Source organism: Streptomyces marinisediminis (assembly GCF_026262575.1).
Lineage (GTDB): Bacteria > Actinomycetota > Actinomycetes > Streptomycetales > Streptomycetaceae > Streptomyces > Streptomyces marinisediminis.
In genome coordinates, this window is sequence record NZ_JAPKFL010000023.1 from 70,270 (window position 1) to 90,519 (window position 20,250).

Below are 20,250 nucleotides of genomic sequence, written 5' to 3' on the forward strand. Positions count from 1 at the left end.
CCGGCGGGCACGCTCCCGCCGGCCGCCCCCACGCATGCCCGGCCCCCGGCCACCGCGCGCGGCGGGCCGGGGGCCGGGCATGCGTGGGCGCTAGAGGGGCTAGAGAAGCTAGGGGAGTTCCACCTCGGCGCCGAGGCCGGGCAGCTTCTCCATGAAGTTCTCGTAACCGCGGTTGATCAGCTCGATGCCGTGCACCCGGGAGGTGCCCTGCGCGGCCAGCGCCGCGATCAGGTACGAGAAGCCCCCGCGCAGGTCGGGGATGACCAGCTCCGCGGCCTGGAGCTTCGTCGGCCCGGAGACCACCGCGGAGTGCAGGAAGTTGCGCTGCCCGAAGCGGCAGGGCGTGCCGCCCAGGCACTCGCGGTAGAGCTGGATGTGCGCGCCCATCTGGTTGAGCGCCTCGGTGAACCCCAGCCGCGACTCGTACACCGTCTCGTGCACGATCGACAGCCCCGAGGCCTGCGTCAGCGCGACGACGAGCGGCTGCTGCCAGTCGGTCTGGAAGCCGGGGTGGACGTCGGTCTCCAGCGCGATCGCGTCCAGCGGCCCGCCGGGGTGCCAGAAGCGGATGCCGTCGTCCTCGACCTCGAAGCTGCCGCCCACCTTGCGGTAGGTGTTGAGGAAGGTCATCATCTCGCGCTGGCTCGCCCCGCGCACGAAGACGCTGCCCTCGGTGGCCAGCGCGGCGCACGCCCAGGAGGCGGCCTCCAGCCGGTCCGGCAGCGCCCGGTGGCGGTAGCCGCCGAGCTTGTCCACCCCGGTGATGCGCAGGGTGCGGTCGGTGTCCATGGAGATGATCGCGCCCATCTTCTGCAGCACGCAGATCAGGTCCTCGATCTCCGGCTCGACGGCCGCGTTGGACAGCTCCGTGACGCCCTCGGCCAGCACGGCCGTCAGCAGCACCTGCTCGGTCGTGCCCACCGAGGGGTAGGGCAGCCGGATCTTCGTACCGCGCAGCCGCTGCGGGGCCTCCAGGTACTGGCCCTCGGGGCGCTTCTCGATGACGGCGCCGAACTGCCGCAGCACGTCGAAGTGGAAGTCGATCGGACGGCCGCCGATGTCGCAGCCCCCCAGACCCGGGATGAACGCGTGCCCGAGCCGGTGCAGCAGCGGCCCGCACAGCAGGATCGGGATGCGGGAGGACCCGGCGTGCGCGTCGATGTCGGCGACGTGGGCGCTCTCCACATGGGAGGGGTCCATCACCAGCTCGCCGGAGTCCGCGCCCGTGCGCACCGTCACGCCGTGCAGCTCCAGCAGGCCGCGCACCACCCGCACGTCGCGGATGTCGGGCACGTTGCGCAGCCGGCTCGGTTCACCGCCCAGCAGGGCCGCCACCATCGCCTTGGGCACGAGGTTCTTCGCGCCGCGGACCCGGATCTCGCCCTCCAGCGGGGTTCCGCCGTGAACGAGGAGAACGTCTTCGGTGCCGGTCATGGAACTCGCGATCTCTACACAAGGGGCAGGGGACTCACGAAATGGTAATCGCCACGGGGTCGGGCTCCCGCATACCGCGCGGCGCCACGCTGCGTGCCGCCTCCGGTGGCGGACACCGGGCGGCCGGGGCGCGGGCGCGCGCCCCGGGGCGGCGGTGTGCGCGCCCCGGTGCTGCGGCGTGCGGCCACCCGGTGTCCGTACGCCGCCCGTCCGTCGGCGCCGTGGGGAATCATGGGGGCATGTCCTCCGAGGTCTCCTCGCTCACCGGCCGGCTGCTCGTCGCGACCCCGGCGCTGACCGACCCGAACTTCGAGCGCGCCGTCGTCCTGCTCCTCGACCACGACGACGAGGGGTCGATCGGCGTCGTGCTCAACCGCCCCACCCCCGTCGGCGTGGGCGACATCCTGCAACCCTGGGCGGCGCTCGCGGGCGCGCCCGGCGTCGTCTTCCAGGGCGGGCCGGTCTCGCTGGACGCCGCGCTCGGCGTCGCCCTCATCCCCGGCGCCAACGGCCCGCTCGGCTGGCGCCGCGTGCACGGCGCGATCGGCCTGGTGGACCTGGACGCGCCGCCGGAGGTGCTTGCCGCCGAACTCGGCTTCCTGCGGATCTTCGCCGGCTACGCGGGCTGGGGCCCCGGCCAACTGGAGGACGAGGTGGAGGAGGGCGCCTGGTACGTGGTGGACTCCGAGCCCGGCGACGTCTCCGCGCCCCGGCCCGAGCGGCTGTGGCGCTCGGTGCTGCGCCGTCAGCGCGGCGACCTCGCCCTGGTGGCCACCTACCCGGACGACGCGAGCCTCAACTGACGCCCCGCGCCTCCCGCGCCTCCCGCGCCACCCGTCCGCCGCCCGCCCGCCGCCGCCCGCCCGTGCGCGCGCCCGCGCCGGCGGGCGGCCCGCGCGGCGTGGCCCGGTGCGGGCCCGGGCCGGGCGGGGGACGGTTCGCGCACGGGTTCCCGCACCCGGACGGGTCGGTACCCTTGGGTGCCATGAGCACTCTTGAGCCCGAGCGCGGTACGGGTACCGGCACGCTCGTCGAGCCGACCCCGCAGGTGTCACACGGCGATGGCGACCACGAGCGCTTCGCGCACTACGTCCAGAAGGACAAGATCATGGCGAGCGCGCTCGACGGCACGCCCGTGGTCGCGCTGTGCGGCAAGGTCTGGGTGCCCGGGCGCGACCCGAAGAAGTACCCGGTGTGCCCGCTGTGCAAGGAGATCTACGAGTCGATGACCAGCGGCGGGGACCAGGGCGGCAAGGACGGCAAGGGCGGCGGCGGGAAGTAGCCCCGCGGCACGGGCGGGGCGGCCGGGTCCGCTCCGCCCGTCCCCCCGGCACCGCCTCGGCTCGGCGACGGCCCCGCGCTCCCGTGCGGGGCCGTCGCCCTGTCCGGCGGCCGCGTCACCGTCCCGGGTGACGTCCTCGGCCGACGGCCCGCGCCGCCGCCCCGCGTTCCGGCGGCGTCGCCCGTTCGCGTACCCGGCCGCGTCGCCCGCCCGCGGGTGCCGTCTCGGACGCCCGAGCGAGCGTGTCCCCACGATCGTGTGAGTGGCCGCGCGACGCGGCGGCCGTCCGCGCCCCGTCCTGCCAGGGTGGCGGGCGGCGCCAGGTACCAAAGGCGCGAACGGCCGCTTAACGGACGCACTGTTCGACCCCCCTTAGAGCCCGTCGTGAAATGTGCCAGAGTTGCCACGTCCGGGCTGTGAGCACGTACGGTACGGCTGGGGCAGCCGGGCGACCGGGAAGGGGCTGGATTGAGCACGCACGCACCGCCGCATGCGCCGCATGGTCCAGGAGTGACGCGTCCCGTCACCCTGCCGGCCACGCTTGACGAAGCCGTGGCGGCGCTCACCGCCATGCCCGCCGCCGTCCCCGTCGCGGGCGGCACCGACCTCATGGCCGCCGTCAACGCCGGGCAGTTGCGCCCCGCCGCCCTGGTCGGCCTCGGCCGCATCAGCGAGATCCGCGGCTGGGAGTACCGGGACGGCCACGGCATCCTCGGCGCCGGCCTCACCCACGCCCGCATGGGACGCCCCGACTTCGCCGCCCTCTTCCCCGCCCTGGCCGCCGCCGCCCGCGCCGCGGGCCCGCCGCAGACCCGCAACGCCGGGACCCTCGGCGGCAACGTCGTCACCGGCGCGCCCACCGGCGACACCCTGCCCGTGCTGGCCGCCCTGGAGGCCACCCTCATCGTCGCCGGTCCCGGCGGCGCCCGGCGCGAGACACCGGTCGGGCAGCTCCTCAGCGGCCGGGAGATGCTGCGGCCCGGCGAGGTCGTCGGCTACCTGCGCGTGCCGCTGCTGCACGCGCCGCAGACGTTCCTCAAGGCCACCGGGCGCACCGGCCCCGGCCGCGCCGTCGCCTCGGCCGCCGTCGTCCTGGACCCGGCCCGGCGCGGCGTGCGCTGCGCCATCGGCGCCGTCGCCCCGATGCCGCTGCGGCCGCTGGAGGCCGAGCAGTGGGCGGCGTCCCTCATCGACTGGTCGGCGGTCCGCGTGCGGGGCGCCGTCGCCCTGGCACCGGAGGCGCTGTCCGCCTTCGGGGAGTACGTCGCCATGTCGTGCATCCCCGATCCCGCGCCCGACCCGGACACCGGCCGGCCCCCGGCCCATCCGCCCGCCGTCCTGCACCTGCGCCGCACCGTCGCGGCGCTGGCCCGCCGAGCACTGGGGAGGGCGCTCGCATGAGCAACGACCCGCACGCCGACCCCTCGGCGCCGCCGCCCTCCGCGCCGCCCCACGGCGGGTGGGGCGGCGAGTACGACGGCGACGCGACCGCCTTCATCCAGCTCCCCCCGCAGGCCACCGAGGACCCCGGCCAGGCCACCGGCTACCCGGGCCTCAGCCCGCTGGCCGCGCCCGGCACCGGGCAGGGCTGGGAGCCGCCGGCCATACCGCCGCCCACCGCCGCGGCCACCACCGACCCGGCGGACACCGGCCAGTGGACGTTCCCCTTCGCCCCCGTCACCGACGAGCCGTCCCCGGGCCACGCGGCGCCGGGCGGCGACGCCTTCGCGGGCGGCGCCTTCGCGGGGGGTGCGTTCGCGGGGGGTGCGTTCGCGGGCGACGCCTTCGGGCTGCCGCCCGAACCGGCCGCGTCCCAGGACCCGGCCCCGGCTCCGCCCGGGCAGCTCGGGCAGGGCGCGGCGGCGGCGCTCGCCGGTTCCCACGAGGGACGGCTGCACGCGGACGCGGGCGTGGCCGAGCCCGAGGTGGGGGAGGCCTGGTCGCTGCCGCCCGCCGCCCCCGGCGAGGTGCCGGACGCGGCCGTGGGCTCCGGTTTCACGTCCGTCCCGGTGTCCGAGCCCGCCGCGCCGCCCGAGCCCGTCGCCCCCGCCGTGCCGCCCGCCCGCGCGGAGCCGGACGGCCACGCCTTCACCTCGCCCGGTGCCCCCGGGCAGGAGCGGGCGCACGAGCACACGCCCGAGCAGGTGCCCGAGCCCGACCCGGCCTCCGTGGCCGCTGCGGAGGGCGGGCCCGCCCCCGCGCAGGCGCCCGAGCCCGCCGCCGCGCACGACGAACACCCCCTGACCTCCTACACCCTGCGCGTCAACGGCACCGAGCGGCACCTCGTCGACGTCTGGCTCGGGGAGTCCCTGCTGTACGTGCTGCGCGAGCGGCTCGGCCTGGCCGGGGCCAAGGACGGCTGCGCGCAGGGCGAGTGCGGCGCCTGCTCGGTGCAGGTGGACGGCCGCCTCGTCGCCTCCTGCCTGGTGCCCGCGGCGCTGGCCGAGGGCAGCGAGATCCGCACCGTCGAGGGCCTGGCCGAGCAGGGCGCGCCCTGCGACGTGCAGCGGGCCCTGGCGGCGCGCACCGGCGTGCAGTGCGGTTTCTGCCTGCCCGGCATGGCGATGACCGTGCACGATCTGCTGGAGGCCAACCACGCCCCCACCGACCTCCAGGTGCGCACCGCCCTGTGCGGCAACCTGTGCCGCTGCTCCGGTTACCGCGGCGTGCTCGACGCCGTCCGGGAGGTGGCCGCGGCCCGCGCCGAGCAGTCCCGGCAGGCGGCGCCCAAGGACCCGGCGGCGGGCGGCCCGCGCATCCCGCACCAGTCGGGGCCCAGTGACGAGGGAGGCACGCAGTGACGTCCGGCGACGCGGCGACGGCCACCCCGCACGGCGGCGCCCCGCCGCCCCCGCCCCCGGCCGAGCGGACGCACGGCCTGGGCGCCTCCGTGCCGCCCGCGGACGCGCTGGCCAAGGCCCAGGGCACCTTCCCCTACGCCGCCGACCTGTGGGCCGAGGGCCTGCTGTGGGCCGCCGTGCTGCGCGCCCCGCACCCGCACGCCCGGATCGTCGCCGTCGACACCGAGCAGGCCGCCGCCATGCCCGGGGTGCGCGCCGTCGTCACCCACGCCGACGTGCCCGGTGACGCCAACCACGGCCGGGGCGTGGCCGACCGGCCCGCCTTCGCCCGGGACGTGGTGCGCCACTACGGCGAGGCGATCGCCGCCGTCGCCGCCGACCACCCCGACACCGCGCGGCTCGCGGTCGCCGCCATCGCCGTCGAGTACGAGGTGCTGGAGCCCCTCACCGACCCCGAGCAGGCGTTCGAGGCCGAGCCGATCCACCCCGACGGCAACGTGCTCCGGCACCTGCCGCTGCGCTACGGGGACGCGGAGGCCACCGGCGAGGTCGTCGTCGAGGGGCTGTACCGCATCGGGCGGCAGGACCCGGCGCCGATCGGCACCGAGGCCGGCCTCGCGGTGCCCCGTCCCGACGGCGGCGTCGAGCTCTACACCGCCTCCACCGACCCGCACACCGACCGCGACCGGGCCGCCGCCTGCTTCGGGCTGCCGCCCGAGCAGGTGAAGGTCGTCGTCACCGGCGTGCCCGGGGCCATGGCCGACCGCGAGGACCTCAGCTCGCAGATCCCGCTCGGCCTGCTGGCGCTGCGCACCGGCCGCCCCGTCAAGCTCACCGCGGGCCGGGAGGACTCCTTCCTGGGCCACGGCCACCGGCACCCCACGCTGCTGCGCTACCGCCACCACGCCGACGCCGCGGGCAAGCTGGTCAAGGTCGAGGCCCAGATCCTCATGGACGGCGGCGCCTACGCCGACGGCTCCCACGAGGCGCTGGCCGCGGCGGTGGCGTTCGCCGCGGGCCCCTACGTCGTCCCGCACGCCGTCGTCGACGGCTGGGTGGTGCGCACCAACAACCCGCCCGCCGCGCACGTGCGCGGGGAGGGCGCGTTCCAGGTGTGCGCGGCCCACGAGGGCCAGATGGACAAGCTCGCCGCCACGCTCGGGCTCGACCCGGCCGAGCTGCGCGCCCGCAACGTCATGGCCACCGGCGACCTGCTGCCCACCGGACAGGCCGTCACCTGCCCCGCCCCCGTCGCCGAGCTCCTCGACGCGGTGCGCGAGGCGCCGCTGCCGCCGCTGCCCAAGGACAGCCCCGAGGAGGAGTGGCTGCTGCCCGGCGGGCCCGAGGGCGCGGGCGAGCCGGGCGCGGTGCGGCGCGGCGTCGGACACGCGCTGGGCATGGTGCACCTGCTCGGGGCGGAGGGCGCCGACGAGGTGTCCACGGCCACCGTGAAGGTCGACGGGCCGGTGGCCACGGTGCTGTGCGCCGCCGTCGAGACGGGGCAGGGCTTCGCCACGCTCGCCCGGCAGATCGTGCAGGAGGTCCTGGGCGTCGAGGAGGTGCACGTCGCACCCGTCGACACCGACCAGCCCCCGGCCGGACCCGGCGCCCGCGGCCGCCACACCTGGGTCTCGGCGGGCGCGGTGGAACGGGCCGCCAAGATGGTGCGCACCCAGCTCCTGCAGCCGCTGGCCGCCACCTTCGGCATGTCCACCGAGCTGCTGACCATCACCGACGGCAAGATCACCTCCTACGACGGCGTGCTGTCCACCACCGTGGCCGAGGCGCTGGACGGCAAGGAGCTGTGGGCCACCGCGCAGTGCCGCCCGCACCCCACGGAGCCGCTGGACGACACCGGCCAGGGGGACGCCTTCGTCGGCCTGGCCTTCGCCGCCGTCCGCGCGGTGGTGGACGTCGACGTCGAGCTCGGCTCCGTGCGCGTGGTCGAGCTGGCCGTCGCGCAGGACGTGGGCCGCGTGCTCAACCCCGCCCAGTGCCGCGCCCGTATCGAGGCGGGGCTGACGCAGGGGCTGGGCGCGGCGCTGACCGAGCACCTGCGCGTCGCCCGCGGCGTCGTCCGCCACCCCGACCTCACCGGCTACCCGCTGCCCACCGCGCTCGACGTGCCCGACCTGCGCGTGGTCCGGCTCGTGGAGGAGCGGGACGTGGTGGCGCCGTTCGGCGCGAAGTCGGTGAGCGCGGTGCCGCTCGTCGTCGCCCCGGCGGCGATCGCCTCCGCCGTGCGCGCCGCCACCGGCCGCCCGGTCAACCGCCTGCCCATCCGCCCCGCCGCGGTGGTGCCGGAGTAACCGGAGTGGCCGGAGTAACCGGAGTGGCCGGAGCAGGCCGTGCCGCCCCGCCCGGCCGGGAGCGCCGGGCCGGGGGTGCGGCTGCCCGGCGCGGTCACGGCGGCGGCGCGCCCGGCGCTCCGGCGGACTCCAGGGCGGCGGCCTCGCACGCCGGGGCCGCGTCGGGCGCCCGGCGTTCGGTGGCCTCGATGTACCTGCTGAGGGCCTGGCGGGAGCGGCGCAGGGTGTCGATCTGCTCGTCGAGGGCCCGCAGGCGGCCGCGGAGCACGTCCAGCAGCTCCGAGCACGGCTCCAGCTCCGGGTCCGCGCCGGTGGCACAGGGCAGGGTGTACGCGATCTGCTCGGTGGACAGCCCGGCCTGGAGCAGCTTGCGGATCTGCGCCACCGTCAGGACGGCGTCGTCGGTGTACTCGCGGTAGCCGCTGCTGCCGCGGGCGGGCCGGAGCAGGCCCTTGGCCTCGTAGTACCGCAGCAGGTGCGCCTGGATGCCGGTCCGTCGGCTCAACTCTCCGATCAACACGCCGCTTTCCTCCTTGACCTTCATACCGGTGTGAAGGTTGATGATCCTGCCATGACGGCAACACCCTTCAACCCGCACGCGCTGCTCGCGGCCAGCCGGATCGGTGCCCTCGCGACGATCAAGTCGGACGGCCGGGCCCAGCTCTCCCCCGTCGAGCCGTTCTACGACCAGGAGGCCGGTGTCATCCTCGTCTCGACGAGCTACGGCACGGCCAAGACGGCGAACCTGCGCCGGGACCCGCGCGCCTCGCTCATGGTGACCAGCGCGGACAACTGGTCCTGGGCCACCGCCGAGGGCAAGGTCACGCTCGCCGGCCCGGGGACCGACCCGCACGGCCCCGAGGTCCAGGCGCTGGTCGACTACTACCGCACCGCCGCCGGCGAGCACCCGGACTGGGACGAGTACCGGTCGGTGATGGTGGCCGAACGCAGGATGCTCATCACCATGACCGTCGACCACGTCTACGGCGCCCGGGTGGCCTGACGCCGCCTCGGCGCACCGAGCGCCCCGGCGGTGCCGAGCCGCTCGTGGCGCCCGCCGGTCCTCGTGGTGCCGGGCGGCGCCTCGTGGTGCCGAGGCGGCGCCCTGGGGGTGCCGAGGCGCCGTCCTGGGGGTGCCGCCCGGCGTCCCAGGAAGGTTTCCGACGGCGCCCTCGCGGTGTCCGTCGGCGCCCCGGGGCGCCGACGGGTCCGCACCGCGGCCCACGCGCCCCACGCGGCCGACGGCGTGGCCGAAACGGCCTCTGACGGTGTGCCACGGACGGCGCGTCACGGGCGCGGGCCTCGCCGGCGTGGCACACCGCCGTGCCGGCGAGGGCCCCGGCGTTCGGTGTCGCCGGGGCGGCCGGGGCCGGTTCAGCCGTTGAGCAGGGTCTCCCCGTCCTGGGCCTGGAGCGCGGCGATCAGGCCCCGCAGCCCGGCCTCGGTCTGGTCGATCTCGGCGTCGGTGAGGTGCACGGACGGCTCGAACCGCAGCGTGTTCGTGGCGCTCGCGGTGGGGAAGACCCGCAGTGAGTGGACCCGCAGGAGGTAGCCGGAGAGCAGGTAGCCCAGCAGCCCGGCCCGCGACTGCTCCGCGATGATCTCGGAGGGGGAGTCGGACTGGTCGTGGAACTCCAGGCCCGCCATCAGGCCCCTGCCGCGCACGTCCTTGACCAGTGAGCCGAACTCCTTGCGCAGCCCCTCCAACATCGCCAGCAGCCGGTTTCCCCGCTCCTCGGCCATCCGGTAGGCCGCGCCCCCGTCGGCCTCCAGCATGCTGACCGTCTTGCCCGCGATGAGGGTGGAGAAGCTGTCCTTGGCGTACGTGGAGCTGTGGACGAGCTCGAACTCGCTGCGGTACCGCGACTGGCGCACCAGCGTCAGCGCGGCCTTGGCGATGCCGCCGCCCAGGCTCTTGGCCAGGGTGATGTAGTCGCCCTGGAGGCCGACGTGCGAGGAGGCGAAGAAGGCGCCCGAGCGCCCCATGCCGCTCTGCACCTCGTCCACGACGATGGGGCAGTCGATCCGCGCGCACGCCTCCTGGATGCGCTGGACGGTCTCCCGGTCGAACACCCGGATGCCGGCCTCGCCCTGGATGGGCTCCAGGACGAACGCGCCGATGACCGGCAGGTCGCGCTCGACCACCCGCACGACACCGTCCTCGACCACGAGGTCGAGCAGCGTCCTGCGCTCCGCCTCGATGGCCTCCGCCACGGCCTCCGGGCGCTCCAGCGACACGAACCGGCACTGGGCGGCCAGGGCGCTGAAGGGGGTGCGGAAGCCCACGTTGTGGGTGAACTGCACGCTGCCGACCAGCTTGCCGTGGAAGGAGCCCTCCGGGGCCAGGAACACCGGCGGGGTGGCCGCCCGCTCCGCGTTGGCGGCGCGGAGGGCGGCGGCCAGGCGGTCGAAGTCGGCGCCCTGGGGCACGTCGTCGCCGAGCACGGCGGACAGGGCCTCCGGGGCCGGCCGGGCGCCCGCCCGCACCGCGGCACCGGCCTCCTCGACGTGGGCCTCGATCTCCTCCCGGAGCGCGGCCAGCTTCATCACCCGGTCGAGTTCGGCGTGCTTGATCGCCACCTCGACGGCCTCCGCGCCGCTGTTGGCGAAGATCGCCGAATAGGGCTCGGAAACATCGAATTCCCGGTGGATGATGGTGTTGATCTGCCAGGCGAGGTCGTTGGCGTACGGGTGCCGGGAGAACTGGGCGTGCACCGGCGTTCCGGCGTCGAGCAGTGACTTCGCGTAGGCCACGAGCTCGGGGTTGTTGTGTCCCAGGACGACTGATCCGTAGCCGCCGACGAGATCGAGTACCGGTATCTCGTCTCCCGCCGCGTTCCGGTAGAACAGGGTGTTTCCCTGGGCGCGGACGTACTCGACGCCGAGCCCAAGCGTGGACAGCCAGCCGGCCAGGTGCGGTTCAGCGAGTTCTGCCTTTTCGACCACCGGGTTCATCTCCGCCCTCTATCCGATAGGTGCCGCATGACTCCGTGCTGCCCGGCGGACTCTAGCATTTCGGTGCGGCCCCGGAACTATGGACAGTAATGGTGTGGTAACTCCTTGGTCTCCGGTGATTCCGAGGTGGTTCTGTGCCGCGTCTGACCCCTTCTTCCCAGGTGGCGCCGCATCACTCGTGATCATTCCGTGGCGGCTCGCGGTAACCGGCTGATAAATGCGTCGAGCGAGCGGGTGATTGCCGGATCGTGACCATTTTCGTGGAAATCCGCAGGCGCTTGCCGTTACCTTCGAGCAGCGCATGATCGTTATCCGAGGCGATTTCCGGCAAGGGAAGGGCAGCCGCGCGACATGACGAGCGAGTCACATTCCACGGTCACCAGCTTGCGTCAGGGCCGGCACGAGGGGCCGCACGAGGTGCGGCAGGAGCCGATCGCGATCGTCGGCCTCTCCTGCCGACTGCCGAAGGCCCCGGACCCCGCCGCGTTCTGGGCGCTGCTCCGCGACGGCCGGGACGCCATCGCGGACATGCCAGACCACCGCTGGGAGTCCATCTCGCACGACGCGGGCGCCGGGACGCGCCGGGGCGGGTTCATCGAGGGCGTCGCCGACTTCGACGCCGCCTTCTTCGGCATCTCGCCCCGCGAGGCCGTCGTCATGGACCCGCAGCAGCGGCTGCTCCTGGAACTCACCTGGGAAGCCCTCGAAGACGCCGGGATCGTCGCCGCGACGCTGCGGGGCAGCTCGACCGCCGTGTACGTCGGCACCGCGCGCGACGACTACACGAGCCTGGTCTACCGGCAGGGCTCCCCGGCCCTCACCCAGCACACCGTCACCGGCACCTACCGGGGCGTCATCGCCAACCGGGTGTCGTACGCGCTCGGGCTGCACGGGCCCAGCCTCACCGTCGACACCTCCCAGTCGTCCTCGCTGGTGGCCGTCCACCTCGCCTGCGAGAGCCTGCGCAACGGCGAGTCCGACACGGCCTTCGCCGCCGGGGTGAACCTCAACCTCCTCGCCGAGGGCATACGCGGCGCGGAGCAGTTCGGCGGCCTGTCGCCGGACGGGCGCTCCTACACCTTCGACGCCCGGGCGAACGGCTACGTGCGCGGCGAGGGCGCCGGCGTGCTGGTGCTCAAGCCGCTGCGGCGCGCGGTGGCCGACGGCGACCGGGTGCACGGGGTCATCCTGGGCAGCGCGGTGAACAACGACGGCGCCACTCCGGGTCTCACGGTGCCCAGCGCCGCCGCGCAGGAGCAGGTGCTCCGCCTGGCCCGCCGGCGCGCGGGGGTGGAGCCGGAGGACGTCCAGTACGTCGAACTGCACGGCACCGGCACGCCCGTGGGCGACCCGATCGAGGCCGCCGCGCTCGGCGCGGCCCTGGGCGCCCACCGGTCGCCGGGGAACCCGCTGCGGGTCGGCTCCGTCAAGACCAACGTCGGGCACCTCGAAGGCGCCGCCGGCGTCGTCGGCCTCATCAAGTCCGTCCTGGCCATCGGCCACCGCAGGCTCCCGGCGAGCCTGAACTTCCGCACGCCGAACCCGCGGATTCCCTTCGACGCGCTCAACCTGGCCGTCAACGACCGCCTGGCCCAGTGGCCCCGGCCGGACCGCCCGCTGACCGCCGGGGTCAGCTCCTTCGGCATGGGCGGCAGCAACTGCCACGTCATCGTCACCGAGGCCCCGGCGCCCCCGGCGAGCGGTCCCGCCCTGCCGCCCGCGCGGCCCTCGGCCGTCGTGCCGGTGGTCGTCTCCGGGCGCGACGCCGCCGCGCTGCGCGCCCAGGCGGCCCGGCTGGCGGAGTTCGTCGCGGCCGACGAGTCCATGGCGCCCGCCGCCGTCGGGTGGTCCTCGGCCGTCACCCGGACGGCGTTCGCCCACCGCGGGGCCGTCCTCGCCGCCGACCGCGGCGAGCTGCTCGCCGGGCTGCGGGCCCTGGCGTCCGGCGAGCCCGCGGCCGACGTGGTCGCCTCGGCCGCGGTCGACGGCCGCCTGGGCATGGTCTTCACCGGGCAGGGCGCGCAGCGCGTGGGCATGGGCGCGGAACTGCACGCGGCCTTCCCGGTGTTCGCGACCGCCTTCGACGAGGTGTGCGCGCACCTCGACCCGCTGCTGGACCGGCCGCTGCGCGAGACCATCGCCACCGGCGAGGGGCTGGACCGGACCGGCGCCACGCAACCGGCGCTGTTCGCCGTCGAGGTGGCGCTGTTCCGCCTGTTCGCCTCCTGGGGGGTGCGCCCGGACTTCCTCGCCGGGCACTCGATCGGCGAGGTGGCGGCCGCCCACGTGGCCGGGGTGCTCTCGCTGGCCGACGCGTGCGCCCTGGTGGCCGCCCGCGGCCGACTCATGCAGGCCCTGCCCGAAGGCGGCGTCATGGTGGCCGTGCAGGCCGCGGAGGACGACGTCGCGCCGCTCCTGGCCGACCGGCCGGAGCAGGTGTCGCTGGCGGCCGTCAACGGCCCCGCCTCCGTCGTGCTGAGCGGGGACGCCGACGCGGTGGGCGAGATCGCGTCCGCCCTGCGCTCCGCGGGCCACAAGACCAAGCGGCTGACAGTCAGCCACGCCTTCCACTCCGCGCACATGGACGGGATGCTCGCGGAGTTCCGCCGCGCCCTGGAGCCGCTGTCCTTCCACCCGCCCCGCGTCCCCGTCGTCTCCACCGTGACGGGCGAGGTGGCACCCGCCGAGCTGCTGGCGTCCCCCGACTACTGGGTCGAGCAGGTGCGGCGGCCCGTCCGGTTCCTCCAGGCCGCCCGCACGCTGGAGGCCGAGGGCGTGCGCACCGTCCTCGAACTGGGGCCCGACGGGATCTGCTCGGGCATGGTGGCCGAGAGCGTGCTGCACCCGGACGCGGTCCAGGCCGTGCCCGCGCTGCGCCCCGGCCGCCCCGAGGAGCGCGCGGTCGGCGCCGCGCTCGCCCGGGCCTTCGCGCGCGGTGCCGCGGTGGACTTCGACGCGGTGTTCGAGGGCACCGGCGCCCACCGCGTCGACCTGCCGACCTACGCCTTCCAGCGCGAGCGGTACTGGGTGAGCGACCTCCCGGCCGCGGACGGACCGGCCGCACCGGCCGCCGAGCGCTCCGCCGCGCCGCCCGCCGAGCGGTCCGGCGCCCCGGCCGGCCACCCGGCGCCCGCGACCGGCGCCGACTCCGCGGTCGGGCTGGTGACCGCCCACATCGCCGCCGTGCTGGGGCAGCCGGCGAGCCGCCCGCTGGAGATGGACCTCCCCTTCCGCGACCTCGGCTTCAGCTCGCTGATGACCGTGGAACTGCGCACGGGTCTCGCCGAGGCGACCGGCCTGCGGCTGCCGACGGGCCTGCTGTTCGACCACCCGACGCCCAGGGCGCTGGCGGACTTCATCGCCGCCGAACTCGACGGCGCGGACGGCCCGGACGGCCCGGGCGGCCCGGGCGAGGCGGGGCACACCGCCGCGGACCCCGCCGAGCCGATCGCGATCGTCGGCATGGCCTGCCGGTACCCCGGCGGCGTCGCCTCGCCCGAGGACCTGTGGCGGCTCGTGGACGGGTACGGCGACGCCATCTCGCCCTTCCCCACCGACCGCGGGTGGGACGAGGACGTCTACGACGCGGACGCGGAGCGCTCGGGCACGTCCTACGTGCGCGAGGGCGGCTTCCTGCACGACGCGGGCCGCTTCGAGGCCGGCTTCTTCGGCATCTCCCCGCGCGAGGCGCAGGCCATGGACCCGCAGCAGCGGCTGCTGCTGCAGACCGCCTGGGAGTCGCTGGAGAGCGCCGCGCTCGTGCCGCGGGCGCTGCGCGGCAGCCGGACCGGGGTCTTCGTCGGCGCGACGGCCGGGGACTACGGCCCGCGGATGCACGAGGCGTCCCAGGACGCCGAGGGCCACCTCCTGACCGGCACCACGGCCAGCGTGATGTCCGGGCGCATCGCCTACCAGTTCGGCTTCACCGGGCCCGCGGTGACCGTGGACACGGCCTGCTCCTCCTCGCTCGTGGCGCTGCACATGGCGGTGCAGTCGCTGCGGCGCGGCGAGAGCGGCCTCGCGCTCGCGGGCGGTGTGACGGTCATGTCCACCCCCGGCATGTTCGTAGAGTTCTCCCGCCAGCACGGGCTCTCACCGGGCGCGCGCTGCAAGGCGTTCGCCGCCGGGGCCGACGGCACCGCGTGGGCGGAGGGCGTCGGACTGCTGGTGCTGGAGCGGCTGTCCGACGCGCGGCGCAACGGGCACCGGGTGCTCGGCCTGGTCCGCGGGACGGCCGTCAACTCCGACGGCGCGTCCAACGGGCTGAGCGCGCCGAGCGGTCTGTCCCAGCAGCGGGTGATCCGGCAGGCGCTGGGCGACGCCGGACTCACCCCCGCGGACGTCGACGTCGTCGAGGCGCACGGCACGGGCACCGCGCTGGGCGACCCGATCGAGGCCGAGGCGATCCTGGCCACCTACGGCAGCGACCGGGCGGAGCGGGAGCCGGTGCTGCTCGGCTCGCTGAAGTCCAACATCGGCCACGCGCAGGCGGCGGCGGGCGTGGGCGGCGTCATCAAGATGCTGCACGCCATGCGGCACGGCGTCGTGCCGGCCACGCTGCACGTGGACGAGCCGACGCCGCACGTGGACTGGGCGTCGGGCTCCGTCGACCTGGTCCGCGCCCACCGGCCGTGGCCGTCCACCGGTGCGCCGCGCCGCGCCGGCGTCTCGTCCTTCGGCATCAGCGGGACGAACGCGCACGTCGTCATCGAGCAGCCGGACCCGGCCGACGCGCGGTGGGACGCGGAGCCTCACCGACGCACGGCGACCGGGCCGCGGGTCACCGCCGAGGCGGAGGCCGCCGTCGCACCGGAGGCCGCCCCCGCCCCGCAGTCCTCGCCCGCGCGCGGCGCGTGGGTGCTGTCCGCGCCCAGTGCCGAGGGCCTGCGGGCCCAGGCCGCGCGCCTGGGGGAGTTCGTCACCGCCCACGCCGACGTGCGGCCCGCGGACGTCGGCCTGTCCCTGGCCACCACGCGGGAGCGCTTCCCCCACCGGGCGGTCGTGCTCGGCACGGAGACCGCCGACTACCTCGCCGGGCTCCGGGCGCTCGCCGACGGCGCGAACGCGCCCCACGTGGTGCGCGGCACCGCCGCCGAGGCGGGCCGGACGGCCGTCCTGTTCACCGGGCAGGGCGCGCAGCGGCTGGGCATGGGCCGCGAACTGTACGCGGCCTTCCCGGCGTTCGCCGCCGCCTTCGACGAGGTGTGCGCGGCCTTCGACCCGCACCTGGACCGCCCGCTGCGCGAGGTGGTCTTCGGGGCCGAGGACGGCCCGGCCGACGACGCCGGCGCGACGGCCCTCCTGCACCAGACCCGTTACACCCAGCCGGCCCTGTTCGCCGTGGAGACGGCGCTCTTCCGGCTGGCCGAGCGGCACGGCCTCGTGCCCGACCTGCTCGCCGGCCACTCGGTCGGCGAACTGGTCGCGGCGCACGTGGCCGGGGTGCTCTCCCTCGCCGACGCCGCCACGCTCGTCGCGGCCCGGGGCAGGCTCATGCAGGCGGCCCGCCCGGGCGGGGCGATGGCCGCGATCCAGGCCACCGAACAGGAGGTGGCCGAGACGTTCGGGGCGGACCGGGACGCCGTCGCCCTGGCCGCCGTCAACGGGCCGCGTTCGGTGGTCGTCGCGGGGGACGAGGCGGCCGTCGAGCGGATCGCGCGGGAGTGGCGCGAGCGCGGCCACCGGGTCCGCAGGCTCCAGGTGAGCCACGCGTTCCACTCGCCGCACATGGACGGCGTCCTGGACGAGTTCCGCGCCGTGGCGCGCTCCCTGACCTTCCACCCGCCCGCGATCCCCATCGTCTCCACGGTCACCGGCGCCGCGGCCGAGCCGGCGCTGCTGACGTCGCCCGACTACTGGGCCGACCAGATCCGCTCCACGGTGCGCTTCCACGACGCCGTGCGCTCCCTGGCCAAGCTGGGCGCCACCCGGTTCGTGGAGGCGGGCCCCGACGCCGTCCTGACCGGGATGGCGCAGGAGTCGCTCGACGACGCCACCGTGACCGGCGTCGCCCTGACCCGCGCGAACCGGTCGGAGACCGAGTCCTACACCGCCGCGCTCGCGCGCCTGCACACGGCCGGCGCGACGCTCGACCTCACCCCGTTCTTCCCCGGCGCCACCCGCATCGACCTGCCGACGTACGCGTTCCGCGGCGAGCACTACTGGCTGACCGGCGGCGCCCGCCTCGACGCCGGCGGACTCGGCGTCGACGCCGCCGACCATCCGCTGCTCGGGGCGAGCGTCCAGGTGGCGGGCGGTGACGACGTCGTCCTGACCGGCCGGCTCTCCCTGCGGACGCACCCGTGGCTGGCCGACCACGTCGTCGCCGGCGGCGTCCTGCTGCCCGCGACGGCCTTCCTCGAACTGGCCTTCACCGCGGCGGAGCGCGTGTCGGCCGGCACGGTCGAGGACCTCACCCTGGAAGCGCCCCTGGTCTTCACCGAGCAGGAGGCGGTGCGCGTCCAGGTCCGGGTCGCCGAGCCCGCGGGCGGTGGCGTCCGGTCGTTCACCATCCACTCCCGCCCGGCCGCCGACGGCCCGGACCAGCCGTGGACCCGGCACGCCACGGGCGTGCTGTCCGGCACCCCGGACAGCACCCCGGACAGCACACCGGCGGCCGCCGGAGCCGGGGCGTGGCCGCCCGCGGGCGCCGTCCCGCACCCCGTGGCCGACGCCTACCCCGAGCTGGGCGACCTCGGGTACGACTACGGCCCGGCGTTCCAGGGGCTGCGGGCCGTGTGGCGGCTCGGCGAGGAGATCCTCGCCGAGGTGGCGCTGCCCGACGCCCACCGGGAGGACGCCGCCCGGTTCGGCGCGCACCCCGCGCTGCTGGACGCCGTGCTGCACCCGCTGCTGCCCGGGTCCGCCGGGGGCGCCGACGAGATCCGGCTGCCGTTCTCCTGGACCGGCGCCACCCTGCACTCGGTGGGGGCCACCGCGCTGCGGGTGCGGATCACCCCGCTGGCCCCCGACACGTTCGCCCTGGCCGTCACCGACCCGAGCGGGGCGCCCGTCGTGAGCGTCGCCTCGCTCACGCTGCGCCCGGTCGCCCGGGCGAAGCTCGCCGCGAGCGCCGCGGGCCGCAGCTCCCTGTTCGCGGTGGAGTGGCCGGAGGTCGCCGCCGCGGACGCCCCCGCCTGGAGCCGCAGGGACCTCACCGGCCCGGACCTGGCCACGGCCGACCCCGCCGACCTGGTGGTGGTGACGCTCACCGCGGACCCCGAGGGGGACGGCGTCGAGGTCACGGGCCCCGAGGCCGTGCGGGCCGCCGGGGAGCGGGTGCGCACCCTCCTGCGGGACTGGCTGGCCGACGAGCGGTTCGCGCGCTCGCGGCTCGTCCTGGTGACGACCCGGGCCGTCGCCGCGACGCCCGGCGAGGACGTGACCGATCTGGTCCACGCACCCGTGTGGGGCCTGGTGCGCTCGGCCCAGAGCGAGCACCCGGACCGCTTCGTGCTGGTCGACCTCGACGGCCGTGAGGAGGCGCCCGACCTCGTCGCCGCCGCCGTCGCCACCGGCGAACCGCAGGTCGCCGTCCGCGACGGACGGCTCCTCGCCCCCCGGCTGGCCCGCGCGGCGGGCGGCGGCGCCGCGCCCGCGCGGCTGGACCGGGACGGCACGGTGCTGATCACCGGTGGCACCGGGGGACTGGGGGCGATCCTGGCGCGGCATCTGGTGGCCGTGCACGGGGTGCGGCGTCTGCTGCTGCTGAGCCGGCGGGGCCTGGACAGTCCGGGTGCGGGGGAGTTGGTGCGGGAGCTGGGTGAGTCGGGGGCGCGGGTGCGGGTGGTGGCGGCCGACGCGGCCGACCGGGAGGCGTTGGCGGCGGTGCTCGCCGACGTGCCCGGGGAGCACCCGCTGACCGCCGTCGTCCACACCGCGGGCGTCCTCGACGACGCCACGGTCACCTCCCTGTCGGCGGAGCAGCTCGCGGGTGTGCTGCGTCCGAAGGTGGACGGGGCGTGGAACCTGCACGAGCTGACGCGGGACCGCGAGCTGTCGGCGTTCGTGCTGTACTCCTCGGTGGCGGGTCTGCTGGGCACTCCGGGGCAGGCCAACTACGCGGCGGCCAACACCTTCCTGGACGCGCTGGCCCACCACCGGCACGCGGCCGGGCTCCCCGCCCACTCGCTGGCCTGGGGCCTGTGGGACGCGCCGACGGGCATGGGCGGGACGCTCTCGGCCGCCGACACCGCCCGGTGGACCCGCTCGGGCGTGCGCCCGCTGACGGCCGGACAGGGCCTGCGGATGTTCGACGAGGCCCTGGCGGGCGACGCCGTGCTCACCGTGCCCGCCGCGCTGCACCCGGCCGGCGCCGGGACCGACGCCGCGCCGCCCGCGATGTGGCGGGGGCTGGCCCGCCCGCGCCGCACCGCGCGGGCGGCCGCGACGGCCGGTGCCGAGGGCTGGCCGGCCCGGGTGGCCGCGCTGCCCGAGGACGAGCGGGGCCCCGCCGCGCTGCGGCTCGTGCGCGACGCGGCCGCCGCCGCACTCGGGCACGCCTCGGGCGACGCCATCGACGCCACGAAGGCCTTCAAGGACCAGGGCTTCGACTCGCTCACCGCCGTCGAGCTGCGCAACCAGCTCGGCACGGCGACGGGCATGCGCCTGTCGGCCACCGTCGTCTTCGACCACCCCAGCCCCGACGCGCTGGCCCGCCACCTGCTCGACGAGGCCGGCGGCGCGCGGCCCGCGGACGCCGTGGCCGCGGTGCGGGGCGCGGCGGGCCCGGACGACGACCCGGTCGTCATCGTCGGCATGGCCTGCCGCTACCCCGGGGACGTGCGGACGCCGGAGGACCTGTGGCGGCTGGTCGCCGACGGCACCGACGCGATCAGCGACTTCCCCGTCAACCGCGGGTGGGACCTGGAGCGGCTGCACGACGAGGACCCCGAGCACACCGGCACCTCCTACGTGCGCTCGGGCGGCTTCCTGCACGACGCCGACCTGTTCGACCGGGAGTTCTTCGGCATCTCGCCGCGCGAGGCGACGGCCATGGACCCGCAGCAGCGGCTGCTGCTGGAGACCGCCTGGGAGACCTTCGAGAGCGCGGCCGTCGACCCGGCCACGCTGCGCGGCGGCAACACCGCGGTGTTCGTCGGGTCCATGTACGACGACTACGCCGCGCGCCTGCCCGCCGTCCCGGCCGAGTTCGAGGGGTACCTGCTGGTCGGCAACACCTCCAGCGTCGTCTCCGGCCGGCTGGCGTACGCCTACGGGCTGGAGGGCCCGGCGGTCACGGTCGACACCGCGTGCTCGTCCTCGCTGGTCGCCCTGCACCTGGCGGCCCAGTCGCTGCGCTCGGGCGAGACCGACCTGGCCCTGGCCGGCGGCGTCACCGTGATGTCGGGGCCCGGCTCGTTCGTCGAGTTCTCCCGGCAGCGCGCCCTCTCCCGCGACGGCCGGTGCAGGTCGTTCTCGGCGGGGGCGGACGGGACGGGGTGGGCCGAGGGGGTGGGTCTGCTGTTGC

The 20,250-nt window shown here is 76.2% G+C and carries 10 protein-coding genes; 7 read left to right on the forward strand and 3 right to left on the reverse strand.

Going from position 1 to position 20,250, the window contains the following annotated elements; translation table 11 throughout:
• Nucleotides 1-108: 108 nt before the first annotated feature.
• A complete protein-coding gene (murA, locus tag OSB71_RS18610) occupies nt 109-1,434 on the reverse strand; it encodes a UDP-N-acetylglucosamine 1-carboxyvinyltransferase (protein ID WP_265949459.1) in 1,326 nt (441 codons plus the stop codon).
• A gap of 239 nt (nt 1,435-1,673) precedes the next feature.
• Between murA and OSB71_RS18615 the strand changes: the two genes are divergently transcribed.
• The 5 genes from OSB71_RS18615 to OSB71_RS18635 all read left to right on the forward strand — a co-directional run bounded on the left by OSB71_RS18615 (nt 1,674) and on the right by OSB71_RS18635 (nt 7,826).
• Entirely contained in the window at nt 1,674-2,237 is a 564-nt protein-coding gene (locus tag OSB71_RS18615; RefSeq protein ID WP_265949461.1) for a YqgE/AlgH family protein, read from the forward strand.
• Nucleotides 2,238-2,419: 182 nt separating this feature from the next.
• Nucleotides 2,420-2,716 (forward strand): DUF3039 domain-containing protein, encoded by a 297-nt coding sequence (locus OSB71_RS18620; RefSeq protein WP_265949462.1) that lies wholly within the window; start codon nt 2,420-2,422, stop codon nt 2,714-2,716.
• A 570-nt stretch (nt 2,717-3,286) separates the two neighbouring features.
• On the forward strand, nt 3,287-4,117 hold the full coding sequence (locus OSB71_RS18625; RefSeq protein ID WP_265949477.1) for an FAD binding domain-containing protein: 831 nt from the start codon (nt 3,287-3,289) through the stop codon (nt 4,115-4,117).
• Nucleotides 4,114-5,517: a (2Fe-2S)-binding protein gene (locus OSB71_RS24535; protein WP_323055309.1), complete on the forward strand. Its 1,404-nt coding sequence runs from the start codon at nt 4,114-4,116 to the stop codon at nt 5,515-5,517. Before OSB71_RS18625 ends, OSB71_RS24535 begins: the two co-directional genes overlap by 4 nt.
• Nucleotides 5,514-7,826 carry a xanthine dehydrogenase family protein molybdopterin-binding subunit gene (locus OSB71_RS18635; protein ID WP_265949464.1) on the forward strand — a complete coding sequence of 771 codons (2,313 nt, stop codon included), beginning with the start codon at nt 5,514-5,516 and terminating at the stop codon, nt 7,824-7,826. The genes OSB71_RS24535 and OSB71_RS18635 overlap by 4 nt, the downstream gene beginning before the upstream one ends.
• 94 nt (nt 7,827-7,920) lie before the next feature.
• Here OSB71_RS18635 and OSB71_RS18640 read toward each other — a convergent pair whose 3' ends face one another.
• A complete protein-coding gene (locus OSB71_RS18640) occupies nt 7,921-8,346 on the reverse strand; it encodes a MerR family transcriptional regulator (protein WP_265949466.1) in 426 nt (141 codons plus the stop codon).
• Between the two features lie 51 nt (nt 8,347-8,397).
• Here OSB71_RS18640 and OSB71_RS18645 point away from each other — a divergent pair, with 51 nt between their 5' ends.
• The gene (locus OSB71_RS18645) at nt 8,398-8,829 is read left to right on the forward strand and encodes a PPOX class F420-dependent oxidoreductase (protein ID WP_265949468.1); all 432 of its coding nucleotides are present in this window, start codon (nt 8,398-8,400) and stop codon (nt 8,827-8,829) included.
• 371 nt (nt 8,830-9,200) lie between these two features.
• Here the strand turns inward: OSB71_RS18645 and OSB71_RS18650 are convergent, their stop codons facing one another.
• Nucleotides 9,201-10,781, reverse strand: coding sequence for an aspartate aminotransferase family protein (locus OSB71_RS18650; RefSeq protein WP_416237293.1), 1,581 nt, complete (start codon nt 10,779-10,781; stop codon nt 9,201-9,203).
• A gap of 351 nt (nt 10,782-11,132) precedes the next feature.
• On the opposite strand from OSB71_RS18650, the gene OSB71_RS18655 reads away from it, so the two are divergent.
• Nucleotides 11,133-20,250 (forward strand): type I polyketide synthase (locus OSB71_RS18655; protein ID WP_265949471.1); only part of this gene is annotated, 9,118 nt, incomplete at its 3' end.